Here is a 20,187-nt window from a genome sequence, read left to right as displayed (position 1 = left end):
GCAGCTGGCGGAGCTGCTCGGCGACGCACAGCGGCGCGGGGACTTCAGCACCCGTATTGAGATGTCGGCCCGCGCGCTGCGCATCGAGGTCGACGGGGTGGGGGAACTGCCGCTGCCGCTGCCGTTCGTCGTGGACACCAGCCGCAACGGCAACGGCTCCAACGGCCAGTGGTGCAAACCCTCGGGCCGCCACATCGGGACGCCAACCCGGCTGGGCGGGGGCGCCGAGATGCTGCTGTGGATGAAGACGCCAGGCGAGTCCGACGGCAACCGCGGCGTCGGCGCCGGTTCCTCGGCCGGGCAGTTCCTTCCCGAGGTGGCGTACAAGATGATCTACAGGTACTGATGCGTACGCGGTCGTGCCGAAGCGAGAAGGGCGCCCGGTCCGCGCGAATGCGGGCCGGGCGCCCTTCCGTCGGGTCCTGCGCGCAGGTCAGGAGAGCTCGCGGACGGTGTTGCGCAGCGTTCCGAGCTTGCTGACCTCGACCTCGACGACGTCACCGTCGACGATGAATCCCGGCGGCTCCATGAAGAGCCCGACGCCGCCCGGCGTGCCGGTGACGATGACGTCGCCGGGAGAGAGCGGTGTGAACGCGGTGACGTACTCGATGATCGACGGGATGTCGTTGATCAGGTCGGCGACCTTGCCGTGCTGGCGCACCTCGCCGTTGACCCGGGTGGTGAGCTCGAGCTCGGTGACGTCGCCGACCTCGTCGGGGGTCACCAGGCAGGGGCCGAAACCGCCTGTGCCGGGCCAGGTCTTGCCGGGCAGCCACTGGCTGGCGGCACGCTGCCAGTCGCGCACCGAGAAGTCGTTGTACACGGCGTAGCCGGCGACGTGGTCGTAGGCCTCCTCCTTGGAAACCTTGTGCGCGGGCCGGGAGATGACCAGGGCCACCTCGCCCTCGTAGTCGAACTGCGCGGAGCTCGCCGGCTTGAGGGCGCTCTCGCCGTGTCCCATCTGGCTGTCGGCATAGCGGGCGAAGACGACCGGAGCCGCAGGCCCCGCCTTGCCGATCTCGTCCTGGTGGCTGCGGTAGTTGACGCCGATGCAGATGATCTTGCCGGGGTTCGGGATGACCGGAGCGAGCCGCACGTCGCCGAGCGCCTCCGGGTGGTCGGTGTGGTGCGCCAGGGAGTCGAGGGCGCCGGCCGCGACGGCCTCGGCGAGCGAGGGCGCCGTGGCGGTCGCGTCGTAGACGGTGTCGCCGTCGAGACGCCCCCAGGCGATGCTCCGGTCGGCGCGGTAGTAGCTGACGAACTTGCTCATCGGGTGGTCCTGTTCAGTGGTGGGCGGGGGTGGGGGATCCTGAAGTGCGGGTCCGGGGGCGCGGATGGGCGCGCCGGGAGCGGTCGTCGACGAAGGCGCGCAGGCCCTCGACGACGCGTCGCTCGCCGGCCGAGTCGAAGACCGCCGCGACATAGCGGTCGGGGCGTACCGCGACGAACACGGGATGAGCGCCGACGCCGGGGGTGAGCACCGCGGTGGCCTCGACGACCGTGCCGTCGGCCGTCTCGCCCCCCGGTGCGCGCACGCACAACCGTTTCGCGCAGATCGCCTCCCAGTACGCGTCGACCGCCGTGTCGACTGCCGGGCCGGGCGGACCTCCGATCTGCAGGAGCGTCCACCCGCGCCCCAGGTGGGCGTCGAGTCCGCGCGCGGCGCCGGTGGCGTCGCGGACGACCGGCTGGCTGAGGGCGCGGCCCACGGTCACGGCGTCGAGGGCGACACCGTGACCGACGGGGGCGACGACGACTCCGGCGGCGTGGTCGGGCAGCGTGATGAAGCGCATGTTGGCGAGGAAGTCGCGTACGCGGGGGATCAGGCCGAGCGCGCGGACGGCGGTGTCGCGTACCCGCGTGAGCACCGGGTGGGTCGCCATGACGACCGCGCCGATACGGCGCGAGACCGTCACCATCGCGGCCCCGTGGGTGCGGCGCTCCGCCTCGTACGAGTCCAGCAGCCGCTCGGTCGCGCCGCCGTCAACCGCCTCGACGAGCTTCCAGGCGAGGTTGGCCGCGTCACGGATGCCGGCGTTCAGGCCCTGGCCGGCGAACGGCGGCATCAGGTGCGCGGCGTCGCCGACGAGGAAGACGCGCCCCGCACGGTACGTCCGCGCGACCCGCTGGTGCGCAACGTACACGACCGCGCGGCGCACGTCGTCCGGCGCGAGCTCGGCCCGGAAGCGCGGCACGACCAGCTCGCGGATCCGCTCCGGGGTCGTCATCTCGTCGGGGTCCTCGTGATCGAAGAGCATGAACTCGATCCGCAGGCGTCCCTTGACGCCGGGCACGAGCACGTACGGCCGCTTCCCGTCTCCGTGGAACTCGGCGAACGGCTCCCGGGGGCGCGGCTCGTTGAGGAGGTCGACGACGATCCACCGCTGCGGCTGGGTGGTGCCGACCAGGTCGATCCCGGCTGCCCGGCGGACGAAGCTGCGTCCGCCGTCGGCGCCGATCAGCCAGTCGGCCGTCAGGGTTCGTGTCCCGTCCCCGGCCGGCTCCACGGTCGTCACGGTCACGCCGGCCCCGTCGCCGTCCTGGGTGATCGCTGTCACCTCGGCGCCCCGCAGGAACTCGAGCCCCTGGTGCGCGACGGCGCGCTCCCACAGCAGCCGTTCCAGGATCGGCTGGTCGAACTGGGTCTTGGCGGGGTGCCCCAGCCGCGACGCCACCGGCCTCGCCTCGAGCAGCAGGCGGTCCCCGAGCCCGAAGTAGCGGCTGCCGGTGTCGAGCAAGGACTCGGCCTTGAGCGCGTCGGCCACACCGAGCTGCTCGAGGGTGCGGAACGACTCGTCCTGGAAGCTGATCGCGCGGGGCAGGTCGCCCGGCTCGGTCGCCTTCTCCACCAGCGTGGTGCGCACCCCCGCGTCGGCGAGCAGCAGCGCGGCGGTCAGCCCGATCGGACCGGCGCCCACCACGATGACCTCGCGCCGCCCGGTCACGAGGCCACCCCGGGCCGCGGGCGGAGGGTGAAGCCGGCGTCGAAGTCGGCGCCCCGGGTCAGCTGCCAGTACTCCAAATGGCTGTACGGCCACACCTGCGAGACCCGGCCGCGGGCGTTCTTGTACCAGGTGTGGACCTGCGGCTGTCCCCACGCACGGGCGGCGTTGCCCTGATCGACCCAGGCGAGGAAGCGCTCCAGGGTCTCCTGCCCGACCTCGAGCGCGCCGGCGTCGCGGCGCAGCAGCTGGTGGATCGCCTCGACGGTGAACTCCACCCCGCACTCGATCATGAAGTGGAACTGGCCGTGCACCACGTAGTTGGTGTTGGGCCCCTGGATGAGGAAGAGATTCGGGAAGCCGGGCACGCAGATGCCGGCCCAGGCCGTCGCATCACCGTTCCAGTGCTCCTTGAGGGTCTGCCCGGACGGCCCGGTGACCACGATCGGGTCGAGGTAGTCGGACGCCTTGAACCCGGTCGCGTAGATCACGACATCGACCGGGTGCTGCTCGCCGTCGGCGGTGACGATGCCGTCGGACGTGAACCGCTCGATCGGGGAGGTGACGAGCTCGGCGTGCTCCTGGTGCAGTGCGCGCGCCCACACGCCGTTGTCGCGGAGCATGCGCTTGCCGCCGGGGGGATACGCGGGTATGACGACGTCGAGCATGTCGGGACGGTCCGCCCACTGCTCGCGCATGATCGCGGTGAGGGCCTCGCGCACCCGCAGGTTGGCTGCCGACACCGAGTCGGTGCGGTCCCACTCAGGATCGACCTCGACGGTGTGCAGCCGCCCGGTACGCGCACCCCAGAACGCCTGGAAGCGGAACCACTGCCCGTAGTGCGGGACGTGCTCACTGAGCCAGGCCAGGGCCGGCGGGGTCGGGTCGTGGTAGTTCGGGGCGGGAACCGTCCACGGTCCGGACCGCTGGAAGACGTCGAGGTGGGCGACGCGGTCGATGATGCTCGGGACGATCTGGTAGGCGCTGGCGCCGGTGCCGACCACCGCGACGCGCTTCCCCGTCAGGTCCACGTCGTGGTTCCACCGCGCGGAGTGCATCCGCACGCCGCCGAAGTCGTCCTGTCCGGGGATCTGAGGGATGTTCGGCTTCTCCAGTTGCCCGGTCGCGGCGACGACGGCGTGGAACCGCCGGTGCTGCTCGACGCCGTCGCGTCGTACGACGACCTCCCAGATGGCCGACGCCTCGTCCCAGGTCATCGAGACGACCTCGGTCTCGAACTCGATGTGCTCGCGCAGCTTGGCGCGGTCGACGATTTCGACGGAGTACGCCTCGATCTCCGCGCCTTCGGCGTACGCGCTGGCCCAGTCCGCACGCTGCGCGAAGGAGAAGCTGTAGCCGAAGGTCGGGGTGTCGAGACGTACGCCGGGGTAGGTGTTGGCCCACCAGGTGCCGCCGACCTCGGGGGACTTCTCGAACACGACGAACCGTACGCCCGCCTGCTTGAGCCGGTACATCGCCGCGATGCCGCTCATCCCGGTGCCGATGACCGCGACGTCGAAGTCACGGTCGGGCGCCACCTCGTCGGCGTGCCAAATCGGTGCTCCCGGACGCTGTGTGACCAGGTCGAGCTCGTGCATCATCAGTGCCGCGTCCTCGGCACTCGCCCCACCCGTGATGAAGTCGACGACGGCGCGTGCTTCCTCGGGCTCCAGCAGACGGGGCCGGGTGAGCCCCTCGTCGCGGACGCGCTTGAGCGCGGACAGTGCGAGCTCACGCGCACGCGCCTGCGCGTCCCCGCTCATGCCGCCGTGCGCGGGCGGGGCCGTGTCGACGGGAGGAAGAGGGGGGTACAGCTCCGCCGGTATCAGCGTGTGATCTCCGGTCAGAGCCGCCAGCGCCGTGAGCAGCGACGGCAGGTCGGCCTCCGCGACGATGCGTGTCAGGAAGGCGTCGTCCTCCGTGATGGGTGGGTACTCGTCGCGCCAGTACACATCGTCGATCCGGGTGACCTCGCTCGGGTCGGTCATCAGCCCTCCATCGTGTTCGGGGTTCTCTCGGGGGAATGCCGGGATCACGCGATGCAGGCGGCCTCGAAGACCTTGCCGAGTACGTCGTCGAGTTCCTGGGCGAGGCACTCGGCGGCGATCACATGGTCGGGGCGGAGGATGACGGCGCCGACCGGGCGTGCGTCGAACCAGGCCTGCAGGCTTGGCTCCCCGCCGAGGTCGCCGACGACGGTGACTCCGGGCGCGGCCTGTTTGCGCGCCCACGGCAGCTGTGCCTTCGGCACCACCTGCACGAGGCGGGCGCCGAGGCGGTCGAGCACGGCGAGCCGCTCCGCCGACAGAAAGGCCATAGGGTCGTTGTTCCAGGTGATCACACGCCAGCCCTGCCCGGTGGCCTCGTCGAGCAGCATCTCCACGCCGTCCGTGTCGGTGGCCTGCGGCTGCGGGAAGATCGAGCCGGCGAGACGCGGCACGTCGCGGGCCGGCAGCGTCTTGAACTCCGGCAGCGGCGTGTGCACCACGACGCCCTGATCGAACTTCGGCTGCGGCTTGAACGCCTGCCGCCTCTGCGCCTCCCGCTCCTCGGGGGTGCGGTTAGCGGCGATCCGGTCACGCTCGGCGGCCTTGACCGGATCGTGGTCGGTCATCTCCTTCGCCATCCCGAGGGAGACGGCCACCATCTGCGTGACGTGGCCCAGCCGTTCGGTCTCGTACGTGTCCAGCAGACCGTCGGTCGCCAGGCCCTTGACGACGGCGGCCAGCTTCCAGCCGAGGTTGAAGGCGTCGCGGATCCCGGAGTTCCAGCCCTGGCCGCCGACGACCGGCATGACATGGGCGGCGTCGCCGGCGAGGAGGATCCGCCCGTGCCGGAACCGCCCCGCGACGCGGGCGTGGTGCCGGTAGACGCGCCGCCGGATGATGTCGAGCTTGGACGGATCCGGCACGTGCGGTGCCAGCAGGCCGAAGACGAACTCGTCGTTGTCGACGTCGGCCTCGGTCTCGCCCTTCAAGAGCGTGAACTCCCAGCGCCGGATGCCGTGCGGTAGTGCGATGGAGGCGTAGCTGCGGGCGGGATCCCCGCCGAATACGGCATGGGGCGTACCGATCGGGTCGTTGGCGACGTCGATCACGATGCCGTCGGTCGGCCGTGTCTCGCCCTCGAACGAGATGCCCAGGCTCTTGCGGGTGGGTGAGGATCCGCCCTCGGCAGCGACCACGTACAGCGCGCGCACCGTCTCGCCGTTCGCGAGGGTGGCGACCACGCCGTCCCCGACCTCGGCCAAGTCCACGACCTCGGCACCGAAGCGTGCGGTGGCGTTCGGGAAGCGGTCCAGGCCGGCGAGCAGCACCTGGTCGACCAACGGCTGCACGAAGCCGTTGCGCCGCGGCCAGCCGAACTCGCGCGTCGTCGGGTTCACCTCGGAGAGGATCATCCGGTCCCCGTTGACCATGTAGATCTTCTGGTCGGGGATGGTGTGGGGAAGGACCTCGTCGACCAGGCCCGCGGTCTGCATCGCGCGCAGTGCCTCATCATCGATGCCCACGGCCCGCGGGTAGTCGATGAGCTCGTGCTCCCGCTCGACGACCAGGACGTCGATTCCCTGCTGCCCGAGCAGATTCGCCAGGGTCAGGCCGACGGGGCCCGCACCGACGACGAGGACCTCGCAAGCGGTGGTCATGAGTTGCTCCCAGTGGATCGTGCCGAGTCGAGCGCGGCGATGGTGTCGCCGAACGCACGGTTCAGCAGGACGAGATCGATGCCGAGGCCCACGTAGTCGACGAGGCCGTCGGCGAACAGGCCGACCGCGTACTGCGGCCGGCCGGAGTAGATGCCGAGGGTGACGCCGTGCGCGGTCGTCACCTCGCGCAGGTGCGCGATCGCCTCGCGCACAGGGCCGTCCTCCCAGTCGCCGCGTCCGGGCAGACCGTAGGAGACAGCCAGGTCGGCCGGCCCGATGTAGACCGAGTCCAGGCCCGGGGTCGAGACGATCTCTTCGGCACGGTCGACGCCGGCCTTCGTCTCGATCTGGGCGATGGCGGACACCGCGCGGTTGCCGGCCTCGGTGTACGAGTCACCCGGGTACAGCGCCGGCCTGGACGGGCCCAGGCTGCGGTTCCCGGCCGGCGGGTACTTGACGGCGGCGACCAGGGCCTCGGTCTGGGACCGCGACTCGACGGTGGGCGCGACGACGCCGCGGGCCCCGCTGTCGAGCAGCCGCAGGATCGGGGCGGGATCCAGCGAGCCCACGCGGGCGTAGGCGTACGCGTTCTCGCGCGGGAGCGAGCGCAGGATCCCGCAGGCCGCCTCGAGCCCCAGCTCGCCGTGCTGGAGGTCCAGGATCACCCCGTCGTAGCCGGCGGCCGCCGCCCACTCCGGCATCGAGAACGAGGAGAGCGACTGGTGGTACAGGACGGGGTTCCTACCGCCGAGAGCTGCCTGCTTCACCGCGCCGATCCCTCTCGTCCGGCCAGCCGAGCGGCGTGCGCCGCGGCCGCCTTGCCGCCGAAAACCGGCACGATCTCGCGGCGGGCGAACCGCCACTGCCCGTCGACCTTCCGGTACCGCTCGCGGAACTCGCCGACGGAGGCGGGCTGCGTCTGCGGCTCGTTGCTGTCGCGGAACGTCAGGTACTGCACCGTTCCCTCGACCTCCTCGCCGTCCCGCACGAGGCGGATCCCGCCGATGAAGTGACGGCCGACGATGTCGGTCTGCCGGGCGCGCCTGGCGCCCCAGGCCTTCATGGCCTCGCGGTCCATGTCACCCATCGGGCCGACCGAGACGCCGTCCTCGGTGTACAGCTCCCAGGTGGTGTCCGCGTGGTTGTGGTCGAGGCGGTACAGCATCTCCGCGATGAGCTGCTCGATCTCGACGCGGGTGATGGCGTCGACGGGGCAGTAGTCGCTCATGCTCAGCCTTTCGAATTCGCGGTCGCGACGACGCGACCGAGTCCGGTGATGGTGGCGACGCACTCGACGTCGGCGGGCCACGGCTCGATGTAACCGATGGATCCGGACAGCAGCACCTCGCCGGCGCGCAGCGGCTCGCCGGTGCGGATGGCGGTCCCGGCCAGCCAGATCACCGCGTTGACCGGGTCCTCCAGCACGTTGCTGCCGACGCCCCGGGTGATCTCCGTGCCGCCGCCCGTGATGACCATCTCCACCTTGGTGAGGTCGACCTCGCCGTACGGGTGCTGTTCCTCGCCGAGGACGACGCCGCTGCAGCCGGCGTTGTCGGCGATGGTGTCGACGATCTGCCCGACCGATCCGTCGTAGCGGAAGTCGACGACCTCGAACGCGGGGGTCACGTGGTCGATCGCGGCCTCGACGGCCTCGCGGGTGGCCTCGAGGATGTCGCTCTTCAGCACGAACGCGACCTCGGCCTCGATGAGCAGTCGGTTGTACCTGGACAGCGGGAGGTGCGTTCCTGAGGCGTGCACCATGTCGTCGTGGATGACGCCGTAGTCGGGCTCGTCGATGCCCACCCGCTGCTGGACGAGGGGGTTGGTCAGGCCGACCTTGCGGCCCACCCGCTTCACGCCCAGCTCGCGCTCGCGCAGGGCGGCGAACTCGGCGGAGATCGCGTAGGCCGCGTCGAGATCGCGCTCGGGAAGCTGGGGGCTCACGTACGGCACGGTGTGCACGTCGCGCTTCGCCTCGAACAGCTCGCGCGCGATCCGGTTGACGGTCTCCTGGGGGACGCTCACCGGTGGTCCTCCCGTCCGGCGTGCTGCTTCAGGAAGGCGACCGCCGCGGCGTTGAACTCCGCGGCGCCTTCCCACTGCGGCCAGTGCGAGGCGCCGCGGACCAGCAGGTACTCACCGTCCGGGATCAGCCCGCACAGGCGCTCGCCCTCGGCCTGGTCGCCGGTCGGCTCGTTGTCGGTCCACACCATCAGGGCCGGGACCGGGACCGCCGCGAAGTCGTCGTCCGTCACCCGGTTCCGCCATCGCCGCTCCGGCTCCCGCAGGGCGGACACGTACGCCATGCTGAACCCGTCGCGGGCGTAGATCGCCTGGCGGACGCGTACAAGCTCGTCGGTGATCTTCTCCGGATCGTGGATGACGACCTGCAGGCGCTTCTTCACGTTCTCGAAGGTCGGCTCGCTCACCGCCTGGGCGCTCACCGACTGCGTCCTGTCCAGCTGCGGCTCCGCGACCATCCGCCCGCCCGGCGCGGAAAGGATCACCGTGTGCAGCCGGTCGGGGTGCTTGGGCGCGAACTTCAGCGCCAGCCAGCCGCCGAGCGACTCGCCGGCGAGGTGCACGCGCTCCAGTGCCAGTGCGTCGAGCAGCGCGAGCAGGTGCTCCTCGTAGTCGCTGATCTCCAGCGGATGGTCGGCGAGCGAGGTGTACCCGTGGCCCGGGTAGTCGTAGCCGACCACCCGGAAACCGGCCTCCACGAACGCGCGGATGTTCTGTGTCCACGCCTCGATGTGGCCGCTGGTGCCGCTGGCGAGCACCACCGTCTGCGCCTCGGGGCCCGCTCCGGTGAAGTCGAGCATGCGGGTGCGGTAGCCGCCCGCGTCCACGTACCGCAGTGTGTGCTCCAGGTCCGCGATCTCTTCCCACAGGGTCGCGAAGTGCGTGCTTCCCACCCGGCTCATGCGGTCACCGCCGCCTGGATCGCGAAGCCGGCGCCCCACTTCTCGACCGCCCAGTAGTGGTCGACGGCAAGGCGGTACGGGCCGGCGGTGGACAGCGCCGCGTAGGCGGCGATCCAGCTGCGCATCTCGTGCGCGGCCGAGCCGCCCTCGGCCATGAACCAGCCGTTCTCCCAGCCGTCGACCGGGCTCAGGTCGCCGGAGCGGAGCACGTCGAGGACGAGCGTGTCCCACTCCTCGTTCAGCGGGTCGCTCGGCGCCTTGCCGTCGGCGATCGCCTGGATGCCCTTGACGATCATCTGCTCGCGTTCCTGCCGCTCCTCGGGCGAGGGCGCGTACGCGACCAGGCGCTCGTGCACGGTGCCGGGGGCGCCGTCCCAGCGCGGGATCGGCGGGCTGTGGGAGATGCCGCCCGAGGCGAGGAACAGCACCTTCTTGTCCATCGCCCGGGCGGCCCGGCCGAACGCCTCGCCCATCAGGCGCACCCGCCGCATCGGCGAGAGCGGCAGGCCGATCGCGTTCACGAATACCGGCACGATCGGCTGCGTGAAGTTCTTCCCGAACACGAAGTCGAGCGGCTGGACCACGCCGTGGTCGACCTTCATCCGCTCGCTGCGGCCGATGTCGACGCCCTCGCCCAGCACTGCTGCGTGGAAGGCCCGGGCGGCGTCGCCGTCGACGGGGAGCGGCCCCGCGGTGGTGCCGTAGTCGCCGACGCCCTCGGCGACGGCGCCGATCAACCACGGGGTGATCAGGGAGTAGAGCTGGCCGTTGAAGTGGTCGGGCCCGAACACCACGACCAGGTCGGGGTCGTACTCGGCGACGAACGCCCTGACCTCGTCGATGGCGGTATTGATCTCGGCGAACGTCTCCCCGCCCGGGTCGACGTTGCCGAAGGACGGCGCGTGGGAGAGTGCTGCGACGGCCAGTGGCATGGCGTGGTTCCCCTTTCTCACAGAGTGGTCTCGAAGGTGGTGGACGGTGCTTACGCGGACGCGCCGGCGAGCGCGGGCTGAGGGCTGGGGGCGTCGGAGCGGCGCTGGACCAGGTGCAGGGCGAGGATGCAGAGGCCGGCGACGAGCATGGGCAGCGCGAAGACGGTGAAGGCCGTCCCCATCCCCATGCCCGCATCGAAGGCCGCGCCGCCGACGATCGGCGCCGCGATGCCGCCGAACCGGCCGACGCCGATGACCACACCGAAACCGGTCGAGCGGGCCAGCGTCGGGTACAGCCCGGGGACGATCGTGTAGAAGGCGGCGGTGCCCGAGCAGACGAAGAACGAGGCGAGGAACAGGCTCCACCAGGCGGTCGGCATCCCCGGGCCGGCGATGCCGAACAGCGCCAGGGCAGCGGTGGCCAGGATCAGGAAGACCGGGGCGAGGAGGCGGACGTTGAGCTTGTTGCCGAGGAAGCCGAAGAGCACGTTGCCGAGGATGCCGCCGATGCTGAAGGCGGAGACGAGCTGCGGGGCGAGCGCCGGGTTGTGGTTGGCGGACGCGACGGAGATCGGCGCCCAGTTCGTCATGAAGTAGAAGCTGAGCATGTACGCGACGTACCCGACGATCATCAGCAGCGTGTAGAGGCCCGTCCGGCCGGTGAACACGGTGCGCAGCGAGCCCTTCGCCTTGACGCCCGTCGAGTCGGACTCCGGGAGCGCTTCGAGCACGGGGCGGCGCATCTTCGTCAGGAGCGCGTTGAGCCGCTGCAGGGAGTCCGCGCGACGGCCCTCGGAGAGCCAGGCGAGCGATTCGGGGAGCAAGGCCCACGTGGCGACCGCGGCGAGGGCGCTCAGGGCGAAGCCGACCCACCAGCCGAACTGCCAGCCGCGTGCGCCGAGCATCGGGCCCACGATCACGGAGCCGAGCAGCCCGCCGATGTTGATCGCGGCGGCGTAGACGGCCATCACCAGGGCGTACACGCGCTTGCCCGTGTACTCGGCGAGGATGACGCCGACCACGGCCACCAGGGAGCCGACGCCGATGCCGGTGACGATGCGGCTCACGACGAGGGGCCAGGTCCCGGTCTCCGGCGTCGCGAACGGGCCGATGAACATGCCTATGGCGATCGTCACGGTGGAGATGACGCCCAGCTTGCGCCTGCCGATGCGGTCGGCGAGCGGCGCGACGACGATCGAGCCCACGAGCATGCCGATCAGGGCGCCGGACATGACGAGTCCGAGCTGGGCCTTGGAGACCCCGAAGCCCTTCTCGATGTAGGGGGCGGCGAACGACGTGAGCGAGACGTCGTAGCCGTCGAGCACGACCAGGCCGATCGCGACGATGACGGCGCGGATCTGCAGACCGCTCATTTTCTCTCGAGCGATGTGGTCGGTGATCCTCATGAAGGTCTCCCTGTTCCGGGATGGAGCGGACCCGTGCCATCGCAGTGGTCCGCCGGGATGAGGTGGTCCGCGCACCAGGTTCGCGTTCCGTGAAGATTTCCTAGAAGAAACGTTCTAGAATCGGCATTACCTTCGCTAGTGTCCCTTGCTGGTGTCAAGGGGTGGAGTGGATTTGATAGAACGGCAGTCCGAACAGCGGAGGGGGACCCATGGCCACGAGGCGGAAGACCCACCAGGCGTCCGAGGTGTCGAAGCGGGCGATTCTCGAGGCCGTGCTCTCGCGTGCGGTCGAGGCCGGGTACGAGGGAACGACCATGGCCGACGTCGCACGTGTGTCCGGCCTGCCGATCGGATCCGTGTACTGGCACTTCCGGAACAAGGAGCAGCTCTTCGTCGAGCTGCTCGACCACTGCTTCGAGCTCTGGAAGCAGGCCAACGCCTCCGTCGGCGACATGCGCGACCTGCTGCGACGCAGCATCAACGTTTCGGCGGCGGCCTCCGCGAGCGTGGCCGAGCCGGCCGCCGCGTTCTGGAGCATCGGCCTCGTCTTCGCGTTCGAGCGACGCCTGGAGGACAACCTCGCCCGGCAGCGGTACCTCGCCATCCGCGAGGAGATGTTCGGGTTCGTCACCTCCCGGCTGCGGGCCTCGTACCCGAAGGTGCCGGAGGATGTCGCGGCAGAGCTGGCGCACGACATGGCTGTCATGGGGCGCGCGCTCACCGACGGCTTCCGCGTGGCCGCGGCCGCCGGCGACGACACCGACTTCGCCCGTTACGCCGAGTTGGCCGCCGACGCGCTCGAGTCCCTGGTCACCACTCGCCTGAAGGAGTACGCGCATGTCTGAGACCCTCCCGTCCGCGTCCGAGAAGGTCGCGATCGTCGTCGGCGGCGGATCCGGAATCGGCGCCGCGTGCGTGCGGGAGTTCGCCGCGAACGGCTACCGGGTGGTCGCGATGTCGCCGTCGGGCCGGGCCCGGGCCCTGGCCGAGTCGCTCGGCGGTGCCGGTCTGGACGGCTCGAACATCAGCGTCGAGGACCTGCGGGCGTGTGTCGACCTCGCGGTGTCGCGGTACGGTCGGGTCGACGCGGTCGTCAACAGCAGCGGTCACGCGGCACGCGGCCCGGTGCTCGAGATCACCGACGAACAGTGGTCCGAGGGCGTCGACCTCTACCTGCTGAACGTGGTACGCATGGCCCGCCTCGTGACGCCCCGTCTGATCGACTCCGGCGGCGGCGCGATCGTGAACATCTCCACCGCGGGCGTCTTCGAGCCGGGCCCGATGTTCCCCGTCTCGGTGACGATGCGAGCGGCGCTGGCTTCCTTCGCCAAGCTGTACGCCAACGAATACGGCCCGCAGGGCATCCGGATGAACAACGTACTCACCGGGCTGACGAAGGACGACCCCGGTGCGGTCCCGGCCGAGTGGACCAAAGGCATCCCGCTGCGCCGGGCGCAGAGCACCGCGGAGGCCGCCCGGATCGTACGCTTCCTGGCCGGCGAGGAGTCGGCCTACATGACTGGGCAGAACCTCCGCGTCGACGGCGGGGAGGCCAAGTCGGTCTGAGAGGGGGAGCCTCACCCGGTGGAGAGGCCCGGCCCCGCCCGGTCGTGCGCGTCGCCGGTACGGGAAGGGACCCCTGGCCCGGTGCGAGGCAGGGGGTCCTGGTGACGCGGGGAGACTCGAGTTCCCTGGTGCGCTGGGCGACCAGCATGGAGAAGGTGTTGATCTCGCGTCGTCGGCCGGAACCGGAGCGCGAGTACCGCCGCCGGCACCGGGAGCGGGCGGAGAACGACCTCGGGCTCGGCGCGGTGCGGTGCGGTCGGTGCGGGTGCGGCCGAATCTGCAGGTCGCGAACATGGTGGGGCGGCACGGTGTCCGGACGGAGAGCGGCGGTCCGCCCATCCGGTACGACGCCGTGAAACGGTCCCTGAACGCGCCGGCCGAGCGTGCCTTCGCCGACGGGCGTCCGTCCCTATGCCACGGATCGGCTGCGCTCCGGCCGGGGGCAGGTGGAGGGGCAACGGCCGCTTCGCCACCCGGGGAGCATGCCCAGAGACACCCGCCGGGCCGTCGCACTACCCAGGGACCTATCCGCTCGCCGATCAGCCCCACCGCGAGCCGCTGCTGCAGCGCGCGCTGCGCCGTCGTCGCCGTGGACCGCCGCCCGCTGCATGCACTACTTACTCGGCCCCGGCGCGCTGGCGAAGCGGGTACGGGAGGATCCGTGACGAACTCCGTGAGCAGCAGATTCCACTCACGATCGCGGTCGACCACGTTCTCAGGCTTGGCAGGACTCTCGGCCACCGGAACCAGAGGCACCCTGTTCGACCACGCGATTCTATCCAAGTGCACTTCGACAGATTCAGGACAGCTCAAGTTGAACCGACAGAGGCAGGCGCCAGCCGACAGCACTCTGCGTAATCACAGTAAAGCCACGGTCAGCGGCTCGAACCAAGACCGCGCGAGCTTCGTCAGGCCCCGCCGACGCGCCCGACCCCATCGACAGATCACGAGCGTCATACGAGCGTCAAGAGTCCCGAAAACCGCCCGTCCCACCCGTCACTGCAGCACAGAACCGCAGGTGAGACGGATGCACCAGCCTTGACCTGTTGAATACCCCGAACAGGTCAAGACCTCCCCGCGCCCCAGCAAAGCAGCAGGTCAGACGCCCTTCACAGCGGGCTCAAGGGTAGCCACGCACTCCACGTGCGACGTCATCGGGAACACGTCGGAACTTCCCGTTGATAGAGAAAGCGCAGGTCAGATGCCCTTTCGCGAGCGTCAGGCGACCACTTTCAAGATCCGAGCGTCAAACGAGCGTCACGGTTCACGCCTCATTCGACGCCCCTGACACCGCCCACGCGGAGCCCTTCACCAGACCGTCTGAGATCACTACCACCTACGATCACGCACCAGGCGCCGTGTCGCCTTCCAAGCCGTGGACTCGCGACCGGCCGACGAGTCCAGACGCCGGTGGTCCTGCCCGCGCCGCGGCCCGCTACGGCCGGCCGCCGTAGATATCGCAGCAGGTGCTTCGCTCGTTGCGTCAACGGCATGCAGCCCGTTCGCATCAACGACAGCCTCACGAACATCGCCGCCCGCCCCTCCTCCATTCCCGACAGCCCTGCCGCCCTCAAGCTCGCCAAGCGCACGTGGCCTGCGCGTGAGCACCCGCCCCGGGAAGCCGAAGGCCCCGCACGCTGAGGAACTTGATCAAGCCCTGCCCGTCAGAGCACTCGGAGAACTCGATCAACCCCTGAGCGAAGACCTGTAGGGGCCTCAGTCGATGCCTGCGGTAACTCCCGAGCCCCTGGCCAGGTTGGGGACACCTTGGCGGCCACAGACCAGACCTGGACGATCTCGTTAGTGCGAAGCTGAGATCGTGAGCATGCGCGACGGTACGCGTGGGAGGGACAACTGGCCGTCAGGTGTCGGTGACCACCTGCACGTTCACTGTATGCCGGCAGTGGTGGAAGCAGTCCATGCGTTGAGACATCGCCTGGTCGCACGAGGCGTCCAGCACTTCACTCTCCAGCGTGAGGCGCATCAGGGATGTAGCTATAGTTGCGGCGGCCTCACAACATCGCTTGACAGTAGGGAGTTTGATGATGCGTCATACAAACGAGCTGAAGATCCACTTTGAGCCGCTCGACGAAGAAAGGGCTATTGCTGAGCGCGCCGTACGCGAGACGCACGAGGAGCTGGCGCAACTGGGACTGAGGGCCGTTCGCCCAGAGCAGGAGGCACCGAGCGACTCCAAGTCCGGAACCCATGATCTATTGACTCTTCTCCTCGATGTTTCGCCGTGGGCCAGCGTCCTGTCGAGCGTTATCAACGCTTCTGTCTACTGCCTCAAGCGTCGAATGATGCGGGCTGTGATTATTGAGCTCAATGGCAACCGCCTAGAGATTAGAGGGCCTTGGAGCGAGGACAAGCTGCGTTTGGCCGAGAAATGGATCGAAGAGCACTCGATTCCGGAAGAAGACGAAGAGGAATAATCGCCGTGCATCGAAGGCCGACGAAGCGAGCTCTACTAATCGGTGTCGCCGATTATGAAAACGATTCCGGTTTTTCGCCACTTAAAGCGCCTCTGAACGATGTTCACCTGCTTCGCGAAGTGCTCGAAGATCCAGAGCTCGGGGCCTTCCATTCTGTCTCTGTCTTGATGAATCCCAGCCAGCGCGAGCTATCTTTCGAAATAGCGAACTTTTTGGAATCAGCCGAGCTGGACGACACGGTTCTGCTCTACTTCTCGGGCCACGGAAAATTTCCACAACGAGCCGATCAGGCATACCTTGCGGCGCGGGACACGTGGCAGAAGTTGATGAATGGGACTGGCGTATCGGCCTCCTTTGTACGCCATCAGCTAGAGCAATGTCTCGCGCGAGCCCGAGTTGTAATTCTGGATTGTTGCAGTTCTGGGAAATTTGCCCGCGGGATGCTGTCGAAATCGGGTACAGTCGAGCATGATGTAAGTAGAGAGCACTTCGGAGAAGGGACCTGGGTTCTCTCAGCCGGAACCGGCGTTGAAGAAGCTTACGAATATCGGGACAGCGAAACGGGTCTTCACGTTTCCCATTTCACCAAAGGTATCATCGAAGGGATTCGCACGGGGCAGGCGGACAGGGATCAAGACGGAAGGGTCTCGGTCAAGGACCTGTATGACTTTGCGCGGGCGTGGACCCGAAAGGAGGTCAGGAAGACAAAGAAGAAGAAGCAAATGCCGACACTCACCCAGGTTGAAACTGTCGGCGATGTGATAATTTCAAATTTTCCGCGCCCGGCTCGATCACCGAACCCCCACAGCTTCACGCCGGCAAAAAAGAAGAACTCCGTGGCCCGTCGAGCGATCCTCGCTTGTTCGGCAATCGTGGCCACTTCAGGGTCTGTCTTTTTTCTCGCAGATTTTCCTTCAGGCGGCCAACCTGGCGGGGATGAAGGAAATGGAAGCCCGTCGGCTTCTCCGAGAAACGAGAAGTCATGGGTGCAAAATACTGGAACCAGCGTCGGCGCGTGCGCCACGAGGGGAAATGAAGTCTACTGTATCGACCTGAGCAGCGACAAAGTATACGCGTTCGGCGCAAAAACCGGGAAGGAACTCTGGGGGTACGACCTCCACAGGCGAGCCGCCATATATGCTGTCCCCCTGATCGTGAACGGAACAGTCTATATCCCAGTATATGATTCGGATACAGGTGGCGGCCTCTTGGCAATTAACGCCAAGTCTGGGAGTAAGCGCTGGTTTCGAGAACTCGGAAAGTATGACGTGTCAGCCACTGCTACTTTTTCTGACGACAAGGTCTTCGTCTCGGATGCAGCAGACGCTTACGCGCTCAACCCTGCGACTGGCGAAGTCGCATGGAAACGCCCTATTGGGGGCGGAAATAACGCTTCACCGGTAGGAGATAATGGCGGTTCCGTCTATGTCGGTGGCGGATATGGAGACATCTACCGACTTGACGTAGAGGACGGTTCGGTTGTTTGGAAGAAGAAAGTCGATGGTGGCACTCCAGGGCAAGCGGTGATCGCGAACGGCGAGATCTATATCGGAACTGAAACTCCTCAGGGGAGCGGGAAGCTTTACGCCTTCGAACCTTTCGAAGGCGAGATTAAATGGTCATACGCCACGGGCGCGATTATTTCCCCTCCTGTAGTCATGGGAGATCTTGTCTATCTTCAGACCGAGACTGGCCGATTGGAGGCTGTTAACAGGGAAACTCACAGGCCGAAATGGGTGCGCCAGGTAGGGGGTGGCGGCATCGGGCCTTTGCTGGCTTTCTCGGAAGACTCTCTGTACGTGGGGGGAGATGACGGCTTCTTGAGATCCATCGACTTTCAGTCCGGTACGGAGAAATGGTCGCATGCAGGCAACGAAAGTGTCGGGATTCCTACCCTGTGGAGAGATCAGGTGATCTTCGGCTCGGAAGGTACCTTGTATTCCGTTGACGCTAAGACCGGGAAGTAGGAACGACTGCCGCCGGCGCGGCATGCGCGATCCCGAACTCGTCGTCGGCGACGGCGCGATGGGCCTGCGGAGGGCCCTCGCAGAGGTGTTTCCGCAGGCCAGGCACCAGAGGTGCTGGGTTCACAAGGTCCGCAATGTCATGAACGCGCTACCGAAATCGGCTCAGCCCGGCGCGAAGAAGGCCCTGCAGGAGATCTACAACGCCGAGGACCGCGACCACGCCGAGAAGGCGATCAAGGACTTCGAGCATACCTACAGCGCGAAGTGACCGAAAGCCGCCAAGAAGGTCACCGACGAGACCGACGAGCTCCTCGCGTTCTAGGACTTCCCCGCCGAGCACTGGGTGCACCTACGCACGACAAATCCCATCGAGAGCACCTTCAGCACCGTGAAGCTCCGGACCAAGGTCACCCGCGGGGCCGGCAGCCCGGCCGCGGCCCTGGCCATGGTGTTCAAGCTCGTCGAGTCCGCCCAGGCCCGCTGGCGTGCGATCACTGCACCCCACCTCGTCGCCCTTGTCCGCAACGGCGCCCGGTTCAAGGACGGTCACCTCGTCGAACGCCCCGAAGTCACCGCAGCCTGAACAACCCTGCTGATCCACAACTCTTGACAATTACTCTTCGCTTAGCTGGTGGGAGGAGAAGACCGGAGACAAGGTCCCCGAACCCGGCCGCGCATCATCTACGAGCAGACGGCCTGCCGCAACCCGCACCTACAACGGCCAGGCCCGCTGGGTGGCTACGTGGCCTTCGACCTATGCCGCCAAACGGCATGCTCCAGTCCGCCTTTGTCGTGCCCGAGAAGCGCGGCGGCTCCCTCATACACTGCGCGCAACTGGTCGTATGGGAGATCCGGAACACCAGCATCCACGGCGAAGGCGCGCAGATGTACGTCAACGGCGACGTGCGAACGGCCGACGAGATTGCCTATGTAGTCGATGCTCTTCGGCCCCACTCCCTTCACCGTGCGCAGAGCGGCGCGATTGGACTGATGATCGAGCCAGGTGTGAAGGTCCTCGCGGGTATCGACCCCGTCGGCAGCGAGGAGGTCGGTGATGGCGTGAGCCGTCGCGACCTTCTGTGCGTGGTTGAACTTCATGGCCACGGCAAGGTCTTCCGTGACGAGCCGGCGCTGGAAGCCGCGGACTGTTCTTGCATCAGCCCAGCTCAATTGCAGATGGAGGAGCCGCGGTCGGAGAGTCCTCTCGTAGTTGCACCGTGGCTGGAAGCTGACGTCGCAGATGACAGCACCCATGTGGGTCCATCCGCCGGGCTGGAGAAACGGTCCGCTGCCAAGGAGGTGTCGAACGTGGTCGGCTAGCCGCTGGGCAGGGCTGGATGCGAGCATGGGTCAAGGATGGCGCTGCCGTCTGGCAAGCTGGTGGGAAAGTCCAAAACTCTCGAATGGATGGAGCAGGGGGCCGTTCCATCGGGCAGCTCCCTCCATGATGGGAGGCTGCCCACTTCGGCTACCGGGTCTCCGTCGAGACCGGAGCGAGGCGGAATAGGCACTGGACCGTGTTGAACTCGATCACCTCGGCGATGAAGCGGAACTTGTCGCCAACTGCGGTCACACCCGCGTCGCGGAGATGAACCAGCAGGTCGCCGCCAACCTCGACCGCATGATCGGTGAGCTGGAGGACGGTCAGCACGAGCGCGAGGAGACCACCAATGCCGGCTGATAACTCTCACCTCATCGTCGCCGCGGCCCACCGTCGTGCCGCGGCAACCCGACGACGCGCGGTCACCGCCCTGCGGCGAATGGACGACACAGGCACCACTATCACTTTCGAGACCGTCGCCCGCGAAGCGGGCGTCTCCCGGTCCTGGCTCTACAACCAGCCGGATCTCAGAGCCGAGATCGAACGTCTGCGAGCCCGGCACCGCGCCCCCGCGACCCGGCTAGTTGCCGACCGCCAACGAGCCTCCGACCTCTCCCTGCTTCGGCGCCTGGAGGTCGCCACCACGCGCAACCGGCAGCTGGAAGCAGAAAACCGGCAGCTTCGGGAAGCTCTCGCACTCGCGCTCGGAGAACGCCGCACTGCCGACGTCCGAGGCGTGCGCGCCGCGACGGGGCCACCAGTTCCCAGAGCGATCGGCCCGTGCTGAGAGCCTGGTGATTCGGAGCCGTGACATCACTTCCTTCCAGAGCCGAGGCACTGGCGAGGAAATGCAGTCGCAGAAGGTGAGCCGGTACGGCACGATCCGGACAGGTCCGATGACGAGGAGCACGGTGATCACCCAGGGCGTGAAGATCACGACAGTATGCGAAGCCTGCGGCGGCATGCTGATACGTGACACTGGCCAGTTCATCGTCCGCGGAAGGCTGTGGTGGGGAACGGAGGGGGCCTGCCAGACCTGCCCCATTGC

18 protein-coding genes and 2 pseudogenes are annotated in these 20,187 nt (G+C 67.8%); 9 read left to right on the top strand and 11 right to left on the bottom strand.

Annotated features, from left to right (window positions below; genetic code table 11):
- Positions 1-121: 121 nt before the first annotated feature.
- Positions 122-346 (top strand): annotated as a pseudogene (locus tag FHX80_RS35230) (glycoside hydrolase family 6 protein); the annotation flags it as partial.
- An 87-nt stretch (positions 347-433) separates the two neighbouring features.
- On the opposite strand, the gene FHX80_RS23740 reads toward FHX80_RS35230, so the two are convergent.
- Genes FHX80_RS23740 through FHX80_RS23695 form a run of 10 tightly spaced genes read right to left on the bottom strand, consistent with a single transcriptional unit; the run spans position 434 to position 11,850 of the window.
- A complete protein-coding gene (locus FHX80_RS23740) occupies positions 434-1,270 on the bottom strand; it encodes a fumarylacetoacetate hydrolase family protein (RefSeq protein ID WP_145766054.1) in 837 nt (278 codons plus the stop codon).
- Positions 1,271-1,283: 13 nt separating this feature from the next.
- Positions 1,284-2,945 (bottom strand): FAD-dependent monooxygenase, encoded by a 1,662-nt coding sequence (locus FHX80_RS23735; RefSeq protein WP_167523609.1) that lies wholly within the window; start codon positions 2,943-2,945, stop codon positions 1,284-1,286.
- Positions 2,942-4,930 (bottom strand): flavin-containing monooxygenase, encoded by a 1,989-nt coding sequence (locus FHX80_RS23730; RefSeq protein ID WP_145766052.1) that lies wholly within the window; start codon positions 4,928-4,930, stop codon positions 2,942-2,944. Before FHX80_RS23730 ends, FHX80_RS23735 begins: the two co-directional genes overlap by 4 nt.
- Before the next feature lie 44 nt (positions 4,931-4,974).
- On the bottom strand, positions 4,975-6,588 hold the full coding sequence (gene mhpA, locus FHX80_RS23725; protein WP_145766051.1) for a bifunctional 3-(3-hydroxy-phenyl)propionate/3-hydroxycinnamic acid hydroxylase MhpA: 1,614 nt from the start codon (positions 6,586-6,588) through the stop codon (positions 4,975-4,977).
- On the bottom strand, positions 6,585-7,355 hold the full coding sequence (locus FHX80_RS23720; RefSeq protein ID WP_145766050.1) for an HpcH/HpaI aldolase family protein: 771 nt from the start codon (positions 7,353-7,355) through the stop codon (positions 6,585-6,587). The genes mhpA and FHX80_RS23720 overlap by 4 nt, the downstream gene beginning before the upstream one ends.
- A complete protein-coding gene (locus FHX80_RS23715) occupies positions 7,352-7,816 on the bottom strand; it encodes a nuclear transport factor 2 family protein (protein WP_145766049.1) in 465 nt (154 codons plus the stop codon). Before FHX80_RS23715 ends, FHX80_RS23720 begins: the two co-directional genes overlap by 4 nt.
- Positions 7,817-7,818: 2 nt before the next feature.
- Positions 7,819-8,613 carry a 2-keto-4-pentenoate hydratase gene (locus FHX80_RS23710; protein WP_145766048.1) on the bottom strand — a complete coding sequence of 265 codons (795 nt, stop codon included), beginning with the start codon at positions 8,611-8,613 and terminating at the stop codon, positions 7,819-7,821.
- Positions 8,610-9,512, bottom strand: a complete 903-nt coding sequence (locus FHX80_RS23705) for an alpha/beta fold hydrolase (protein ID WP_145766047.1) — start codon at positions 9,510-9,512, stop codon at positions 8,610-8,612. The genes FHX80_RS23710 and FHX80_RS23705 overlap by 4 nt, the downstream gene beginning before the upstream one ends.
- The gene (locus FHX80_RS23700; RefSeq protein WP_145766046.1) at positions 9,509-10,444 is read right to left on the bottom strand and encodes a 3-carboxyethylcatechol 2,3-dioxygenase; all 936 of its coding nucleotides are present in this window, start codon (positions 10,442-10,444) and stop codon (positions 9,509-9,511) included. Before FHX80_RS23700 ends, FHX80_RS23705 begins: the two co-directional genes overlap by 4 nt.
- A 50-nt stretch (positions 10,445-10,494) precedes the next feature.
- The gene (locus tag FHX80_RS23695) at positions 10,495-11,850 is read right to left on the bottom strand and encodes an MFS transporter (protein WP_145766045.1); all 1,356 of its coding nucleotides are present in this window, start codon (positions 11,848-11,850) and stop codon (positions 10,495-10,497) included.
- 209 nt (positions 11,851-12,059) lie between these two features.
- Between FHX80_RS23695 and FHX80_RS23690 the strand changes: the two genes are divergently transcribed.
- From FHX80_RS23690 to FHX80_RS34810, 7 genes and pseudogenes are all read left to right on the top strand, one after another.
- On the top strand, positions 12,060-12,695 hold the full coding sequence (locus tag FHX80_RS23690) for a TetR family transcriptional regulator (protein WP_145766044.1): 636 nt from the start codon (positions 12,060-12,062) through the stop codon (positions 12,693-12,695).
- Positions 12,688-13,416 (top strand): SDR family oxidoreductase, encoded by a 729-nt coding sequence (locus tag FHX80_RS23685; protein ID WP_145766043.1) that lies wholly within the window; start codon positions 12,688-12,690, stop codon positions 13,414-13,416. The genes FHX80_RS23690 and FHX80_RS23685 overlap by 8 nt, the downstream gene beginning before the upstream one ends.
- Before the next feature lie 1,491 nt (positions 13,417-14,907).
- On the top strand, positions 14,908-15,057 hold the full coding sequence (locus FHX80_RS34815; protein WP_167523608.1) for a hypothetical protein: 150 nt from the start codon (positions 14,908-14,910) through the stop codon (positions 15,055-15,057).
- Between the two features lie 401 nt (positions 15,058-15,458).
- A complete protein-coding gene (locus tag FHX80_RS23680) occupies positions 15,459-15,851 on the top strand; it encodes a hypothetical protein (RefSeq protein WP_145766042.1) in 393 nt (130 codons plus the stop codon).
- Positions 15,806-17,818 (top strand): caspase, EACC1-associated type, encoded by a 2,013-nt coding sequence (locus FHX80_RS23675; protein WP_145766041.1) that lies wholly within the window; start codon positions 15,806-15,808, stop codon positions 17,816-17,818. The genes FHX80_RS23680 and FHX80_RS23675 overlap by 46 nt, the downstream gene beginning before the upstream one ends.
- Positions 17,819-17,825: 7 nt before the next feature.
- A pseudogene (locus FHX80_RS23670) lies at positions 17,826-18,401 on the top strand (IS256 family transposase); the annotation flags it as partial.
- Between the two features lie 188 nt (positions 18,402-18,589).
- Positions 18,590-19,138: a hypothetical protein gene (locus FHX80_RS34810; protein ID WP_167523606.1), complete on the top strand. Its 549-nt coding sequence runs from the start codon at positions 18,590-18,592 to the stop codon at positions 19,136-19,138.
- 148 nt (positions 19,139-19,286) lie between these two features.
- Here FHX80_RS34810 and FHX80_RS23660 read toward each other — a convergent pair whose 3' ends face one another.
- On the bottom strand, positions 19,287-19,352 hold the full coding sequence (locus tag FHX80_RS23660; RefSeq protein ID WP_244318626.1) for a hypothetical protein: 66 nt from the start codon (positions 19,350-19,352) through the stop codon (positions 19,287-19,289).
- 136 nt (positions 19,353-19,488) lie between these two features.
- Between FHX80_RS23660 and FHX80_RS36825 the strand changes: the two genes are divergently transcribed.
- Complete coding sequence (locus FHX80_RS36825) at positions 19,489-19,926, top strand: DUF6262 family protein (protein WP_145766040.1); 438 nt, start codon at positions 19,489-19,491, stop codon at positions 19,924-19,926.
- The last annotated feature ends 261 nt before the right edge of the window (positions 19,927-20,187 follow it).

The sequence above is a fragment of the Streptomyces brevispora genome (assembly GCF_007829885.1).
Taxonomy (GTDB): domain Bacteria; phylum Actinomycetota; class Actinomycetes; order Streptomycetales; family Streptomycetaceae; genus Streptomyces; species Streptomyces brevispora.
Note: the sequence above shows the minus strand (reverse complement) of the source record. Positions and strands in the feature narration are given on the sequence as shown.